Consider the following 15,548-nt stretch of genomic DNA (forward strand, 5'->3'; position numbering starts at 1 on the left):
GTCAACAGTCAACAGTCAACAGTCAACAGTCAACAGTCAACAGTCAACAGTCAACTAATTTAAACAATTTTCAGGATTATGTAAACTTTGATTTAAAAAATCAAGCATACGATAAATTACATTCTTTAATTACAAAATTTAAATCTAACTATTCTCAATACACAAATAAAAATTATAATGAAACAGAGACTAGAAGGGATTTTTTGGATCCTTTCTTTGAGGCATTTGGCTGGGATGTTTCGAACAAGGCAGGTAAATCGCAGACTTATCGTGATGTAATTCATGAGGATAAAGTTAAAGTGGGAAAAGAGACTAAGGCACCTGATTATGCATTTCGTATTGGTGGAAATAGAGTTTTCTTTGTGGAGGCTAAAAAGCCCGGCGTTAATCTTAAAGATGATAATCTGCCTGCTTTTCAGCTTAGGAGATACGGCTGGAGTGCTAAACTTGGCATAAGTTTTCTCACTGATTTTGAGGAGCTTGCCGTTTATGACTGCACTAGAAAGCCAAATGTTAATGATAAGGCTTCTACTGCTAGGATTGAGTATATTCATTTTGAAGATTATCTTAATAGATTTGATTTTCTTTATGAGATACTTAATAAAGAGAGGATTGAACAGGGTTCGCTTGAAAAATATATTGCGGGTACTTCAAACAAAAAAGGTACTGAAAGTGTTGATATTGATTTTCTTAATTCACTTGATAGTTTAAGGACTAAACTTGCATCTAATATTGCGAAGCTTAATAAAAATTTATCTGTACGCGATTTGAATTATGCGGTTCAGCAGATTATTGACAGGATTATATTTTTGAGGGCGGCTGAAGACAGAGGCATTGAGGAGTATGGGGATTTAAAAAAGACCTGTGAAAATAAGGGTGAGAGTTTTTATGGTAATCTTTTAAAAATTTTTGAGAAGGCTGACGGCAGGTATAATTCGGGGCTGTTTGATTTTTCTAAAGACAGTATTAGCAGCAGTATTGAGATTGATAATAAAGTGATAAAAGAGATTATTAATGAGCTTTATTATCCTTTGAGTCCTTATGAGTTTTCTGTTATATCGGTTGAGATAATAGGGAATGCTTATGAGCAGTTTTTGGGAAAGACAATCACTATAGGTAAGAATCATAGTGCGAAGATAGAATTAAAACCAGAGGTGCGTAAGGCAGGAGGGGTTTATTATACACCTGAGTATATAGTTGATTATATAGTAGCGAATACAGTTGGGGAGGCTATAAAGGGGAAGAAGCCTGAGGAGATAGCGAATATAAAAATATTGGATCCAGCTTGCGGCAGCGGAAGTTTTTTACTTGGGGCGTATAAATATTTACTTAATTATCATATTGAATATTACAACAAGATAAAGGACAAGGCAAAGTTTAAGGGTTCAAAAGAAGATGTAATAAAAGAGAATGGGGATTTAACAATTTGGATAAAGAAGCAGATATTACGCAACAATATATTTGGAGTGGACATAGACAGCAATGCGGTAGAGGTAACGAAATTATCATTACTTATGAAATGTTTGGAGGGGGAGAGTCCAGCGTCAATACAGAACAATCAGGATTTATTTAATGAGCGTGCTTTACCTTCATTGGAGGACAATATCAAATGCGGCAATAGTTTAATAGGCAATGATTTTTACGAGAGTCAGTCGGTGCTTGATTTTGACGAGGAGACGCAATATAAAATAAATTGTTTTGATTGGGAGGACGAATTTAAAAATGTTTTTAAAGGGGGCGGTTTCGATGTGGTGATAGGCAATCCGCCGTATGAAACATCAAGATCAGAAGGTATTGATAATATAATAAAAAATTATCTTAGAGATAATTATAAAACTTCAGAAGATAAATTTGATTATTATACATTTTTTATGGAAAAGTCTAGTATATTGTCAAAAAATGAAACTGGTATTGTATCATTAATAACGCCAAGTACATATTTGATGAAACCTCTTTCTAAAAAAATTAGACAGTTTTTATTATTTAAACATAATATTTTGAGAATAGATGAATTTAAAGGTATGGTTTTTAAAGCTGTAGTACCAACTTCTATAATTATTTTTAAAAAAACTGATGAAGTTAATATTAATAATAAAATAAAAGTTAGGTATAATATTTTTACTAGAGATAATTTTGATAATGAAGAATTTAATTTACAGTATATAGAACAAGATAGATTTAATAAAGAGCCAGATTTTTATTTTAATATCTATGCAGATGAGAGCTACTATAATATTTTAGAAAAAATAAATAAATTAGATAATGTAGTCAAACTTGGTGAATTGTCTGAGATTTATAACGGAATACAAACAGGCAACGACAAAGAATATATTAGTATGGATAAAAAGAATAATAAATGGTTTCCAGTAATAGTTGGTTCAGATATTAATAGATATACTAAAACTTGGGGCGGTAAGTATGTTTATTATGTTCCAGAAAAACTGCATAGTAATACAAGGGAAAATATTTTTAAAACGAAAGAAAAAATTATTATAAGACAGACAAGTAATAAAATAATAGGTACTTATGATGATGAAAGTTTCTTTACACTTGCTAGTACTTTTATAATTAAGCAATTTAATGAACAAATGGATTATAAGGCTTTATTAGGTATTTTAAATTCTAAATTATTCTATTATTTATATGTTAATTTAAATAATGAACAAGGACGTGTTTTGCCTCAAATTAAGAAGAAACATATATTTAATTTACCTATTATAATTGGATATAGTGATTTACATAATGAATTATCATCATTGGTTAATGGAATATTAGATTTAAATAAAAAGTTAGCTGTTGAAAAAAATCCTAATGCTGTTACTATGATTAACAGGCAGATTAATGCTGTTGACAAGCAGATTGATGCGTTGGTGTACAAGTTGTATAATTTGAGCGATGAGGAAGTTAGAATTATAGAGGGTGATTAAATAGAAAATAGGTATTATATATTGATTAAATAATTTTATATTATATTGACAAAAAAATTATGTATAGTATTATTATATAAGAATTGCCACCAAGCAATAAATATTGCTCTTTGAAAAATTTCACAATTAATTGAATTGTTTGATTATTGTGTTCATTGCTTATTTACTTAAATGTATTTTACATTAATTATGAATTGCTATTGTTTGTATTTCATTTATTCATTTAAAATATGTTTTGGGTGGCGATGATTTATCGCTCGTTATTAGCAATCATATATTGCATTAACTAACAATAGACTCGCAAAGCGAGTAATTTGTTAGAATATTGCAATAATTTATTGCTCGTTTACGAGCTAATGGTCTTAAACAGGGATATAATTTTTTCACTCCTTTATGGGTGGCATAGTGCTTCTTACATTGTGTAAGAAATCCAAAGTACTATATAAAGGAGATATTATGGTAAATTTTATCAAAAATAAAATTATATCACTATTCCTAAATATGATATTTTATTATGTAAAATATCATAAGTTGATACACTTTATTATTAAGGTTGTATCTTCCATTATGGATTACCTGTTTAGGTAACCAGCTTATTATTTTTGATGATAAAATACAATTTGGATATATTTAAAAATTTTACTTCTATAGAAAAAGTTTGTAAAGTTCTTTGTGTTAATAAAGTATTAAAATATAACATTATTAACAATAATATAAAAGAATGTTATATAACAGAAATTAATGACAATGGTAGAGAAATACACAAACCTATGTATTTTCTTAAAAAATCTCAAAAAAAATTATTAAAATGTTTATTACCAAAAGTTTTACCTAAATATTTATTTGCTCCAAGTATAAAAAATACTAATAAAAATAATATTGAAAATGCTAGATATCATTTAGGAAAAAAATATTTTTTGACTATGGATATATCAAGTTTTTATAATAGTATCAAAGGGAATATAATATATGATTTATTTTTTAATAAGTTTAAATTAAATAGTGATGTAGCATTATTTATTACAAAATTAACAGTTTATGATAATGGGGAAGAAACTTTTTTATCTACAGGAAGTCCATCAAGTCAAATATTAGCATATTTATGTTATAGTGATGTTTTTGATAATATTTATAATCTATGTTTAAAAAAAGGAATAAGATTTTCTTTATATGTAGATGATATGACATTTTCTTCAGATATAAAGTTTACAAATAAATTGCCTAATAAGATAATAGATATTTTTGAAAAAAATAATTTAAAGATAAAACCTGAAAAAACTAAGCGGTATAATAAAGGTTATGCTAAAATAACAGGTGTAATATTAAAAAATAATAAACTATATATAAAAAATTCAAAAAGAAAAGATATTATTGAAAATTTAAAATTATTAAATAAATCTAATGATATTATTAAAAAAGAGATAGAAAATAATAATATTGAAATTATTAAAACAATATCAAAATTAAATGGCTTACTTAATTATACTAAACAAATAGAAGAAGATCATTTTTTAGCTAATAGAAATAGAATAAGAAAATTATATAAATTAATACCTAAGTAATTTAATTTTTTATTAAATGTTTGGTATTATTATATTGTTTTATAAAGTAGTAATAAAGATTATTGAGAGGTAGTAAATGGAAAATAAAGATTTTATTTTAATAGAAAATTTATTAAATTCTCGTATAGAACAAATTAGTAAAATTAGACTTGTTCCAGATATTATTAATAATATGCATAAAACTCAAATACAATATTTGGAAGCGTATAAAAATTTACCAATAGCAAATTTTGATAATGTATTTAATAAAATTAATTTTGAAAAGATTTTAATTCCTAGATTTTCTGATGAAATTCAATCGACTATTTCAAAATTAGTAGATGTTCTTACATTTAGAGATATTAATATTTTAGGATTATCTAATGAATTTCAGCGTACTATTTCAATGCTAACTAATGTTTTTACATTTAGGAATATTAATATTCCAATGTTGCAATACAAAGAAATTATTTCTAATTCTATTGATGAAGCATTATTAAAATTAGAAGAGAATAAAGATATAAATTTAGAAAATATTGATAAAAATGAGATTGAAGAGTTAAAAAACGACTTAGAAGAAATACACAAAGAAAATGTCATATCACTTAATTGGCAGCAAAAGATATTTGATGTTTATAAAAAATGGGCTAAAAAAAATCCTATTATAGCACTAATATTATCTATAGTTGTTACGGCTATTATTAGTTTTTATGTAGGTCTTTGCTTGCCTGTAAGAAAAGATGCTAGTTCTAATTCTCAAATAATAAATAAAACTACTATTAATAATGTAACTATTATTGGGGATGTTAAATATTATTATGAAGTAGAAACTAAAGATAATGAAGGTAATATTATTAATGGTTATGTTAGTAAAAGAAAATATAATCAATTAAAGTCAAATAAAACTTTTCAAAAATAATATTGAGTAATAAACCGCACCTACATTTTACTGTCCTTAATATTAAGATATACGGCGCGGGAAAGCCCCTACTGTAATGAGTGCGTTTAGCTATGCGAGTAGTACAGAGTATTGCATGATATATCCAAATCATCGTTCCAAGAAATACCGTATCCGCCAATATCTACTTTTACAAGATTAAATAAGGTTTTATCATTCAAAATTTCAAACTCTTTATGTTCAGCGATTAATTTTTTCATATCATAATGTTTTATTTCTTCATTTTCAAATATTATTTCTAAAATGAGATTATCCAAAGCCTTAACATTTTTAATTTTATAGAAAGTCATAATTACTCCAAAGGTTCTAATTGTTTAAAATTTTGAGTATTCCAAATATTTAAAAGTTCGTCTTGATTATTTTTAGCCCATTCTAATACAAGCGGGTAAATCGCCTTCTATCATTTTTAATTTATTAATATCAATAACTCCTACATATTCCCATATATAGATGAAAATGCGGAGAATTATGTTCTTTTTGCTGAAAATACATTTTTATAATAATACCATAAAATCTTGATATAACAGGCATTTGATATCCTTATTTTTTTATCAATTTTAACATATAGATTATATTTTTACAAATAGTTTATTTCTTGTTTCTCGCTATAGGGAGTCTTGCCTTTGCAAAAAAAAATTATCCAATTATTCAAAATTAGGTTCACATTGTGATATTATCAGAGGTTTTGAATGCGGTTTTAATAATGAGAAAATTAATAAAGAAAAAAGTCAATATAAAATGATACGAGGTGAAAATATTAGTAGATATATTATAACAGAGGGCGAATATTATGTGCATCCAGATTTTAAAAATGAATCAAAGATTTTTAAAAGAGAAGAAATATTTACTAAAGTACCTAAAATGGTAACTAAATTTGTATCTAACAATATAGAATTTGCTTTAGATGAAGTAGGTTATTGTAATACTAATGTAGTTTATAATGTTCATATAATTGATGAAACTCATATTAATTATTTATTAGCTGTTTTGAATTCAAAAGTTGTTAATTTTTGGTTTAAAAATATATATGTTAATGATGATACCTTATTTCCTCATATACAAAAAAATCAATTAGAATCAATACCCATACCACTATTAGATATTTCTGATAAGCAAGATAAAGAAATGCATGACAAAATTGTTAATTTAGCTGACAATATAATTGAGTTAAACAAAAAGTTAGCCGTTGAAAAAAATCCTAATACTATTACTATGGTTAGCAGGCAGATTAGTGCTGTTGATAAGGCTATTGATAAAATTGTGTATGCTTTGTATTGGATTACTTATGATGAGATTAAAATTATAGAAAGTGAATAATATTTTATTATAGTTTTATGTTAATAGAGCGAAGAAAGTTATGCATATTAATACATTATATATTATGAAGTTTGCATAAGGTGTTCAAAATACTTGATTTTATATTTAATGGTTTTATAATTATATTAGATATGAATAAAAAAGAAATTATTGATAAACTTACAAATAATAATAAAAATATTAAATATTCTTATTTTTGTAATATTGTAGAATCTTTTGGTTTTGTATGTAAAAGACAAAGAGGAAGCCATAGAATATATTCAAGAATTGGTATTTCTGAATTAATTAATATACAAAATGTTAATGGAGAAGTAAAACCTTATCAAGTTAAACAATTTTTATATCTAATTAATAAATATAATTTGGAGGAATGATATGAAATACAGTATTAAAATTTTTTATAGCGAAGAAGATGAAGGTTATATAGCTTTATCAGAAGAGTTGGATAGTATAAGTGTTTTTGGTTCAACAGAAGAAGAAGCGTTAAAAGAAATAAAAAATGCGATATGCCTTTATTTTGAAGAGAAAAATATATCATTAAAAAGATCATAAAATTTTGTTATTACATATTCATCTATATAGCATGAAAATACTTAGGATAGAGAAAAACCTGCAGCTCTAAAAATATAATTGAAAGGCAGATTAAGGCTATTGATAAGCAGGTTTAACCGTTTAGTTTATAGGCTGTATAATTTGAGTGATGAGGAGATTAGAATTATAGAAGGGGAGTAAATAGAGCTATAATAGGTGTAAATAAATTATATTTTATTATATCATATATTAAGAGGGGCTACATATGTCTGAATTACAACTAACAAAAGAAAAATTTTTGGAATTACAAATAGATGAATTATTATTAAATATTGAAGAAAAAACATATTTAAATTATTCACATGTTTTTTTAGAGTATTATAAAGATACTAAAAATGAAATATTTCATCTATTATATAAAATTTGTACTATACAAATGGATATTAATAGTAATAACAAAGTTACTTATGACAACAACATATTATACAGAATAGATAATATATCTGAAATAGAGTTTAATTTTCTTGATGAAATTTTAGAAAGTATTTCAGATAGTTTATTAAAATCTAGGGTAGCAGATTTTTTATATATAAAAAAGAAAAATCATAAATATGCTGAAACAGCTATTGATAGTTTTTCTAAAATTAAATTAGAAAATAATTATAATAGTATATTAATTTGGAGTAGGATCGTAGATATTTTATTATATATAAAATGTAAAGATGAAAACTTAATAAATAAGTTATATGATATTGTGTTCAATGAAATAAATAATAATGATTTTAATATAAATAATGAAGAATATTTCCGTCATTTATTTTCAATAATAGTAAAATATCCATTAAAAGATAAAGATTATAATGTTGTTTTATCAAAAATAGATAATATATTTAATGGTATAAAAAATATAACAGAACCTGATTATACTTTTATTATTTATGAATATCTTAGTATAATAGACTTTATATTAAAAGATGATATAAAAAAATACGATTATTATAATGATATAGCTCAATATTATATAAATGCCAAAGAAGATGGTATTAAAAGAAATATAAATTTAGATAAAGCTATTAGAATTTTTTATAAAATTCCTTTAGACTATAGAATAAATATTATAAGTGATGAAGAATTACAAAAATTATTTATAGAACAAAAATATTCTAATGTAGAACAGATATCTAATATGTTTACAGATGAATTAAAGATAAAAATAAATATTGATGATGTAGAAGATGAATTTGAAAATTATATTAAGTCTTTTAATTATGAGCCTATTAAAAGTTTGCAATGTTTTTTTGATTTTATTCATTTTGACTATTATAATATAAATCCTAAATGTTTAGAACCTCAAATAATAGACTTTATAGCTACAAAAACTATATATGATAAAGATAAGTTAAGACATGTTTCTAACCCCGATTATAAAGATAATGAAGAAGAATTTAAATTATTTAAAAAAAGAAAATATTACTATTATCATATATCGTCATTTTCTTTCTTTTTTGACTATAGAAAAAGAGTATTAGAATTTAACTGTAATATTGATTATAGATTAATATATAATATATGTTTATATTCTGGAATTATAAAAGATGGTAGAATTAGTATTTTTGCTCATGCTCTTTTTTTATGTTTTAAAGGTGATTATGTTGCTGGATTATCAATATTAGTTCCACAGATAGAAGATTGGATTAGATATTTATTAAATATATGTGGAGTTAATACTAGAAATAAAGATAGATATGGTAAATTTGAAAAAGAGTTATCTTTAGATGAAATATTGAAAGTAAAAAAAGATGATATTATTAAAATATTTGGAGAAGGTTTATATTTTGAATTAAATACTTTATTATCAAATGAAGATTATTGTCTTAATTTAAGAAATAATCTTTGTCATGGATTAATAAACATTAATGATTTTTATTCTCAAAATTATGTATATTTGTGGGCTTTAATTTTTAAAATTATATTATATTTTTATATACAAAATAATAAACTGAATTCGTAATTTAATGTTGGATAATCAACTTCTACTATTCTTAAAGTCAAGATATGCAGTGCGGGTTGTTCGTATGGCAAATACTCATCAACATATTTAATTATATTATTATTTCAGTATAAAAGGCTTTAGCCTGCGTTCTATATTTAATAAAAATTTGCTTTAGTATTTTTGTATATTGCCAAATCGTTTTGATTATACCACAGTATATAAATGCTTTTTGTTTCTCGCTGTAGGCGGGCTTTGCCTGTGCTGCAAAAGAAGTAGTTTTTTGGTACTTTTTTCCTATGAAAAAAGTACAATCTTTTTCTAAAAAATTCAATTTATAGGCTTATTCTTTAGAAAAATTCTGTTTAACTTTAAAGTGTGGGTTAGGTAAATTTAAAAAAAATATTTTTTGGTAATGATTGTATAATTATACATTATGTAATTGTTTTTGTTTCTAGCTGTAGGCGGGCTTTGTGCATGTACCAAAAAAGAAATACCTTTTCGCATAACATATCTAAGAAAAGCGAAGACATAAGGTTCTTTTTTTGTATAAGCAAAAAAGAAAGATATTTTTTCGTGTTTTTCTAAAAAAATCTTGTTTTTAGATTTGTTTTTTTAAATTGAATGATAAAAGGATAGCTGTTTAGTAATAGCTGTCCTTTTTTATTTGTTTTTACTTCGTTATTACTGTATAATAATATAATTATAATCGGAGTATTATTTATGAAGTCTATTACTAAAAATGCAAAAGAGTTATTAAAATTAAGAAATTTATTAAATTATGAAATAGATAATGATAAATTAGATTTTTTTAAAAGAGATATTCAATGGTACAGAAATGAAATAAATAATGCCAAAAATAAAGGAGAAACAGAAGAACATTGTAAGGGTATATTAAATAAGTTTTTAGTTGATGCTTTTGGGTATAACTGCAATACAAGCGGTAAAATAGATTTGGTGATAAAATTTGATGATAATATTAAAACTATTATAGAGGCTAAAAATTATAATAATACATTAGAGATGATTGAGGATAATAATTATAATAATAAAGCATTTTATCAGACTATACTTTACTATTATAAAAGCAGAAAAAATAAAGATAATAAAGATTTTAATATTGATAATATTATTATTACCAATTTTGAAAAAGTGTATTTATTTTCTAAATATGATTTTGAAAAACTTATTAATGATAATCAGATAGCAAATTATTTTAATGAAAACGGTAAAGTGAAAAATGAAACTTTTTATAAAATTTGCGGCGGATTTTTAGAGAATATTAATCTTGAAGTTATAGGCTACAGATTAGATTTATTTAATGATGATTTAGAGACAATATATAGATTTTTTAATAGATATAATATTTGCAGTGTAAAACTTGAAAATGATATTAATTCTATATCTAATACTTTTTATAAAGAAATAATTTATATGATGGGGCTTGAAGAAGATAAGGATAAAAAATTACGCTTATCTAATACTCATAATAGTTTGATAAGGCTTACTATGGATATAGTCAGAGATAATTTTGATAATGAAAATGAAATATTTGAAGAGGCTTTGAAACTTAATATTATATGGGTTAATAGAATACTATTTTTGAAGATACTTGAGGCACAGCTTAGAATTTTTAGAAATGACAGCAATTTAGATATATTAAATCCTTTTAAGATTAAAGATTATAATTATTTGTATACATTATTTTTTAATGTGCTTGCTAAACCTAAAAATATGAGGCATTCTGATAAGATTTACAAATATATACCTTATCTTAACAGTTCATTATTTGAAGAGGGTAAAGATGAGATTATTTTTTCTATAACAAAACTGAATAATAATTCAAAAATGAAAATAATGTCTTCAAGCATACTTTATAATGACAGGGATTTTAATTTAAATCAATTAACATTTTTGGAGTATATACTTAGATTTTTGAACTGCTATATATTTAATGCTGATGTTAAGAATGCAGATAAAAATACAATAATAAAATCTTCAGTTTTGGGGCTTGTATTTGAAAGACTTAACGGCTATAAGGACGGCTCTCATTTTACTCCTCCTGCTATTACTATGTATATGGCTAAAAAATCAATAGAAAAAATTATAATTGAGAAGTTTAATAAATTTTTTACAGAAACACATTTTAATAATATAGATGAAGTAAAAAATTATGTTAGGGCTAATATACATATTTATAAAGAAAGAGTAAAAGATATTTTGAATTCTATAAAGATAATAGATCCAGCCTGCGGGAGCGGACACTTTTTAGCAGCTTGTCTGAATGAGCTTATAAGAATAAAAAGCGAGTTTAGAGTTTTGCATGAAATGATAGATATTGATATATTTCAAGATGAGTTAGTTATAAATTATATAGACGGTACTCATTTTAAGTATAATATAGAAAATGATAATATTACAGAGAGAAAACAGGATATACAAAAAACATTGTTTGAAGCTAAGGAGTATATTATAAGCAATCAGCTTTATGGTGTTGATATAAATCCGAATTCTGTAAATATATGCAGGCTAAGACTTTGGATAGAATTATTAAAGAGCAGCTATTATACGGATATTAAGAGTAATGAGAAATTTATAGATTTGGAGATACTTCCTAATTTGGAGTTTAAAATAGTATCTGCTAATAGTTTGATAGAGCTTGATGAGACGGAAGTGAATTTAATTTCTCTTACTTGGGATAAAAACGAGCTTGTAAAAAATATGAATAAATATTTTAATGCTAGTTATGAGAACAAGAAGAATATAAGAAAAGAGATTTTAAGGCTTATAAAAGAATATTCGCATAATAATACAAAATTAGAAAATTATAATCCTTTTGATATGCTGAAAAGCTATGATTTTTTTGACAGCGGTTTGATGTTCGGTATAGATAAATTTGATTTGGTTATAGGCAATCCTCCTTATGGCATAAAGATTAGTAAAGATTTGAGAATGATATATGAAAAATGTCATGGAAAAGTACCTGATGTACAAATTCAATATTGGTTTATGATATTAGCTAAAAAGATAGTATCTGAAGATGGATTTATAAGTTATATAATACCAAATTCTATTATGTTTAATGTATTTGCTGAATCATTTAGAAAAAAATTATTAGATGATAAAAACATAGTCAGTTTAATTGATTGTTCTAATTTTGATGTATTTGAACATGCAATTGTTAGAAATGTAATTATAACTATGTCATTGAAAAATAATAATAAAATAGAATATATACCTTCTCAAAATATCAATGATATTAATACATTATTAAAACAAAAATTGCAGTTATTAGATATAAAAATGCTATATGCTTTCATTAGAAATTGGAGCTTAATATATTTAAAATCAAAAGAAAATTTAAATATTGTACAAAAAATAGTTTCAAGCAATACAGTAGAATTAGAACATTATTATAAAGAATTAGTTTCTCAGGGTCTTATTGCTTATGATAAATATAGAGGGCAATCTGAACAAACTATAAAAAGTAGAAAATTTCATTCTTATAAAAAAATAAATGATGATTATAAAAAATGGTTATATGGTGAAGATGTTACTCCTTATTCTGTTAAATGGAATGAAAAAGAATATTTTAATTATTGTGATGAAGTAGCCAATCCCCGTAAACCCTTTTTCTTTAATTCTAGAAGAATATTAATAAGAGAAATTACAAATCCAAAAATATATGCAGCCTATACAGATGAAGAAATGTATAATGATCCAAGTTTGATTATTATTGTAGAAAATAAAGATAATCCAAAACATTTATTATTTTTATTGGGTTTATTAAATTCTAAATTAATGACTTTCTATCATTTTAATTCATCACCTAAGGCATCAAAAGGAATTTTTCCAAAACTTTTAATTGATGATGTGAAAAAATTACCTATAGTAAAAACTGATTATAAAACGATAGATAAAGTTTGTAAATTAGTTCTTGATATAATCGATTTAAAAAAAGAAAATAAAGATATTTCTAAACTTGAAATAAAAATTGATAAAATTTTTTATAAGCTTTATAATTTATCTGATGATGATATTAGGATTATAGAGAGAGACAAATAAAAAGCCCAAAAAATAATTTTTATTTTTTGGGCTTAGAAAAGTTAAGATGGTTTTACAAGTTCAAATGAAGTATTAGAACACTTTGGACAAGGAGGGCAAACATTATTAAGGCCTAATGATATTTGCTCACCATCTTTAGTACACTTATATATACCACCTTTTTGACACTTTTCACCTGTATTAATTTTCATAATGTTTCTCCTTAATTAATATATGATATAATATATTAATTAAAATTATTTTGTCAACTATATTTATAAAAATATTGATAATATTATCTACTCATTATTGATTGATGAGGAAATGTATATTATTGATATTAATTTCTTTGTGAAAGCAAACTTTTTATGTTCTTTTTTTGCTTACCCAAAAAAGAAGCAAAAAACATTTACAATATTAAAATATAACTCTTTATTTTTGGTATTGAGTTATACTTCTTTTTTCTACGCCGTAGGCGGACTTAGTCAAAAAAGAAAAAAAATTTTATTAAGTTTATGATGCGGGCTGTTAGCCCTTGTTTAGAATTTAAGGGTATATATAGTGGGTTGATAATTTACTTTTATTTGATTATAATTAAATAAAGATTATAACAATATATATTATATTGTTAACTTAGAGGTTATTTGTGAGTATAGTTGTATTTTATTATTTATTGAAATTTAGTATAGTAGCACCTATTTTTATAATAGTATTGTCAAAATTACTTGAAAATATATTCAAAGAAAAAATTAGTAGTATTATTTTTGTACAAAACAATATTTACTCTATATTATTAATAATTTTTTATTTGATTTTGTTATTAATATTATTTCTATTTATTTTATATATAAAAAGAAATAAATCTAAAAGTGGAAATATTACAATAGATAAAGTATCTAATGTTGGTAATGAATTTTTCTTTGATTTATATACTTTTATTTTATTAAGTTATGAATTTTTTGATAAAAACATTGGAGAAATATTAAATAAATATATTATTTGGATTTTATTTATAATACTACTTTTTATATGTTTATCAAATATATCTAATAATTATATATTAAAGATATTAGGGTATAATTATTATATAATTGGTACAAAATCAGAAGATGAATATATTTTAATTACAAAAAGAAAAATTTTCTTTTGTAATGGAAATAAGAAAATTGAAGTTGTTCATTTATATTCAAATACATACTTGGAAATTATATAATTTAAAGGAAATATTATGGATTTATTAAAAGTTTTTGCTGTAAAAGATATAAAAGGAACTAATTGTTTTAAGGATAGACTATTAGATATCAAAATAAATAATGACGGCTTTAAAAAAATATCTAACATTATTTCAAATCAATTTTTTAATTTTAGAAAGTTTGATGAAGAAATTGACTTTTCTAAAGTATGTAGTTTTTCTCTAGAAAAAAAACAAGTATTTTTTGTATGTAATGAAGAATATTTGAATAACACTTCTGATTTGTTTGATAATAATATTAATTTTAATCCATTTAAAATTGAATTAATGCAAGAAAATATGATTAAATCTTTTGCATATCTTGTTGAAGAGGATAATAATAAATATATACTTTTTCAACAATTTAGAAAAAATCATTTATATAAGAATAAAAATATACCTATAATAACTAAACTTATAGAGAATACCATAGGAGTATCTGGGGAAGAGTATACTACTTTTTAACAACCTTTGATAGTATTTCCAGACTTTATAGTCGGGTATTATGATTTGCAGAGTAAAAAGTTATATTTTAGATATACCCAATCTATTACTAGTACAGTTGATGTTTCTATTTATTACAAGGAAGCTAGTGCTAAAGAAATAGAAAATGATTTTTTAGGTAGTAATAGTTTATTTGTTGCTGATAACTGTCAATTTGTAATAGATAATACTACAATAAATGATAAAAAAAAGATATTTGCTATAATATCTAATTTAGAAAATATAAGAAAAATAGGTGTAGATTTGATTATGTCAGAAGCTAAAAAAGTTGGCATAAGCATGTCATTAGATGAACAAAATAAAATAATAATACCAGAAGATAAAAAAGAATTGCAAAAATATTTAAAGTTTCTTAATGCCGATTTGTATCATAATCCTTTATTTGATAAAATTTTTGAAAGTAATAGTAAAAAAGAAGTTAAGTATTCAAAAAAATAAAAAATATTTGTTGTTTAATATTGGGTAATCATCCGCATATTTAATTATATCATTATTTCAGTATAAA

General features: G+C 23.6%; 14 protein-coding genes. 11 read left to right on the forward strand and 3 right to left on the reverse strand.

Annotated features, from left to right (window positions below; translation table 11 throughout):
* The first annotated feature begins 128 nt into the window (after nucleotides 1–128).
* From QZ288_RS02530 to QZ288_RS02540, 3 genes are all read left to right on the forward strand, one after another.
* A complete protein-coding gene (locus tag QZ288_RS02530; protein ID WP_295154864.1) occupies nucleotides 129–2,927 on the forward strand; it encodes a TaqI-like C-terminal specificity domain-containing protein in 2,799 nt (932 codons plus the stop codon).
* A gap of 605 nt (nucleotides 2,928–3,532) precedes the next feature.
* Nucleotides 3,533–4,489, forward strand: a complete 957-nt coding sequence (locus tag QZ288_RS02535; RefSeq protein ID WP_295154626.1) for a reverse transcriptase family protein — start codon at nucleotides 3,533–3,535, stop codon at nucleotides 4,487–4,489.
* Nucleotides 4,490–4,565: 76 nt separating this feature from the next.
* Entirely contained in the window at nucleotides 4,566–5,387 is an 822-nt protein-coding gene (locus QZ288_RS02540; protein ID WP_028330795.1) for a hypothetical protein, read from the forward strand.
* A gap of 86 nt (nucleotides 5,388–5,473) precedes the next feature.
* On the opposite strand, the gene QZ288_RS02545 is transcribed toward QZ288_RS02540, so the two are convergent.
* Nucleotides 5,474–5,716: a DUF2442 domain-containing protein gene (locus QZ288_RS02545; RefSeq protein WP_295154629.1), complete on the reverse strand. Its 243-nt coding sequence runs from the start codon at nucleotides 5,714–5,716 to the stop codon at nucleotides 5,474–5,476.
* 130 nt (nucleotides 5,717–5,846) lie between these two features.
* Nucleotides 5,847–5,957, reverse strand: a complete 111-nt coding sequence (locus QZ288_RS02550; RefSeq protein ID WP_295154631.1) for a DUF4160 domain-containing protein — start codon at nucleotides 5,955–5,957, stop codon at nucleotides 5,847–5,849.
* Between the two features lie 207 nt (nucleotides 5,958–6,164).
* Here QZ288_RS02550 and QZ288_RS02555 point away from each other — a divergent pair, with 207 nt between their 5' ends.
* The 5 genes from QZ288_RS02555 (at nucleotide 6,165) to QZ288_RS02575 (ending at nucleotide 13,329) form a co-directional block, all read left to right on the forward strand.
* Nucleotides 6,165–6,743, forward strand: coding sequence for a TaqI-like C-terminal specificity domain-containing protein (locus tag QZ288_RS02555; RefSeq protein WP_295154633.1), 579 nt, complete (start codon nucleotides 6,165–6,167; stop codon nucleotides 6,741–6,743).
* An 80-nt stretch (nucleotides 6,744–6,823) separates the two neighbouring features.
* Nucleotides 6,824–7,117: a type II toxin-antitoxin system HicA family toxin gene (locus QZ288_RS02560; protein WP_295154635.1), complete on the forward strand. Its 294-nt coding sequence runs from the start codon at nucleotides 6,824–6,826 to the stop codon at nucleotides 7,115–7,117.
* A gap of 1 nt (nucleotide 7,118) precedes the next feature.
* Nucleotides 7,119–7,295, forward strand: a complete 177-nt coding sequence (locus QZ288_RS02565; RefSeq protein ID WP_295154637.1) for a type II toxin-antitoxin system HicB family antitoxin — start codon at nucleotides 7,119–7,121, stop codon at nucleotides 7,293–7,295.
* A gap of 244 nt (nucleotides 7,296–7,539) precedes the next feature.
* Nucleotides 7,540–9,285: a DUF4209 domain-containing protein gene (locus QZ288_RS02570; RefSeq protein ID WP_295154639.1), complete on the forward strand. Its 1,746-nt coding sequence runs from the start codon at nucleotides 7,540–7,542 to the stop codon at nucleotides 9,283–9,285.
* 702 nt (nucleotides 9,286–9,987) lie between these two features.
* Entirely contained in the window at nucleotides 9,988–13,329 is a 3,342-nt protein-coding gene (locus QZ288_RS02575) for a TaqI-like C-terminal specificity domain-containing protein (protein WP_295154641.1), read from the forward strand.
* Nucleotides 13,330–13,370: 41 nt separating this feature from the next.
* Here the strand turns inward: QZ288_RS02575 and QZ288_RS02580 are convergent, their stop codons facing one another.
* A complete protein-coding gene (locus tag QZ288_RS02580; RefSeq protein ID WP_295154643.1) occupies nucleotides 13,371–13,520 on the reverse strand; it encodes a hypothetical protein in 150 nt (49 codons plus the stop codon).
* A gap of 434 nt (nucleotides 13,521–13,954) precedes the next feature.
* On the opposite strand from QZ288_RS02580, the gene QZ288_RS02585 reads away from it, so the two are divergent.
* The 3 genes from QZ288_RS02585 to QZ288_RS02595 are packed head-to-tail and all read left to right on the forward strand — an operon-like array spanning nucleotide 13,955 to nucleotide 15,481.
* Complete coding sequence (locus tag QZ288_RS02585; RefSeq protein WP_295154644.1) at nucleotides 13,955–14,521, forward strand: hypothetical protein; 567 nt, start codon at nucleotides 13,955–13,957, stop codon at nucleotides 14,519–14,521.
* A 15-nt stretch (nucleotides 14,522–14,536) separates the two neighbouring features.
* Nucleotides 14,537–15,004: a hypothetical protein gene (locus tag QZ288_RS02590; protein WP_295154646.1), complete on the forward strand. Its 468-nt coding sequence runs from the start codon at nucleotides 14,537–14,539 to the stop codon at nucleotides 15,002–15,004.
* Between the two features lie 45 nt (nucleotides 15,005–15,049).
* Nucleotides 15,050–15,481 carry a hypothetical protein gene (locus tag QZ288_RS02595; protein WP_295154648.1) on the forward strand — a complete coding sequence of 144 codons (432 nt, stop codon included), beginning with the start codon at nucleotides 15,050–15,052 and terminating at the stop codon, nucleotides 15,479–15,481.
* Nucleotides 15,482–15,548: the final 67 nt, after the last annotated feature.

This window comes from uncultured Brachyspira sp., from assembly GCF_910578695.1.
GTDB lineage: Bacteria > Spirochaetota > Brachyspiria > Brachyspirales > Brachyspiraceae > Brachyspira.

What these genes read in the sequence shown, in the direction of transcription:
- QZ288_RS02545 (WP_295154629.1), bottom strand. Translation starts at nt 5,716, where the DNA reads ATGACTTTCTATAAAATTAAAAATGTTAAGGCTTTGGATAATCTCATT.
- QZ288_RS02580 (WP_295154643.1), bottom strand. Translation starts at nt 13,520, where the DNA reads ATGAAAATTAATACAGGTGAAAAGTGTCAAAAAGGTGGTATATATAAG.
- QZ288_RS02550 (WP_295154631.1), bottom strand. Translation starts at nt 5,957, where the DNA reads ATGCCTGTTATATCAAGATTTTATGGTATTATTATAAAAATGTATTTT.
- QZ288_RS02540 (WP_028330795.1), top strand. Translation starts at nt 4,566, where the DNA reads ATGGAAAATAAAGATTTTATTTTAATAGAAAATTTATTAAATTCTCGT.
- QZ288_RS02565 (WP_295154637.1), top strand. Translation starts at nt 7,119, where the DNA reads ATGAAATACAGTATTAAAATTTTTTATAGCGAAGAAGATGAAGGTTAT.
- QZ288_RS02570 (WP_295154639.1), top strand. Translation starts at nt 7,540, where the DNA reads ATGTCTGAATTACAACTAACAAAAGAAAAATTTTTGGAATTACAAATA.
- QZ288_RS02590 (WP_295154646.1), top strand. Translation starts at nt 14,537, where the DNA reads ATGGATTTATTAAAAGTTTTTGCTGTAAAAGATATAAAAGGAACTAAT.
- QZ288_RS02575 (WP_295154641.1), top strand. Translation starts at nt 9,988, where the DNA reads ATGAAGTCTATTACTAAAAATGCAAAAGAGTTATTAAAATTAAGAAAT.
- QZ288_RS02535 (WP_295154626.1), top strand. Translation starts at nt 3,533, where the DNA reads ATGATAAAATACAATTTGGATATATTTAAAAATTTTACTTCTATAGAA.
- QZ288_RS02555 (WP_295154633.1), top strand. Translation starts at nt 6,165, where the DNA reads ATGATACGAGGTGAAAATATTAGTAGATATATTATAACAGAGGGCGAA.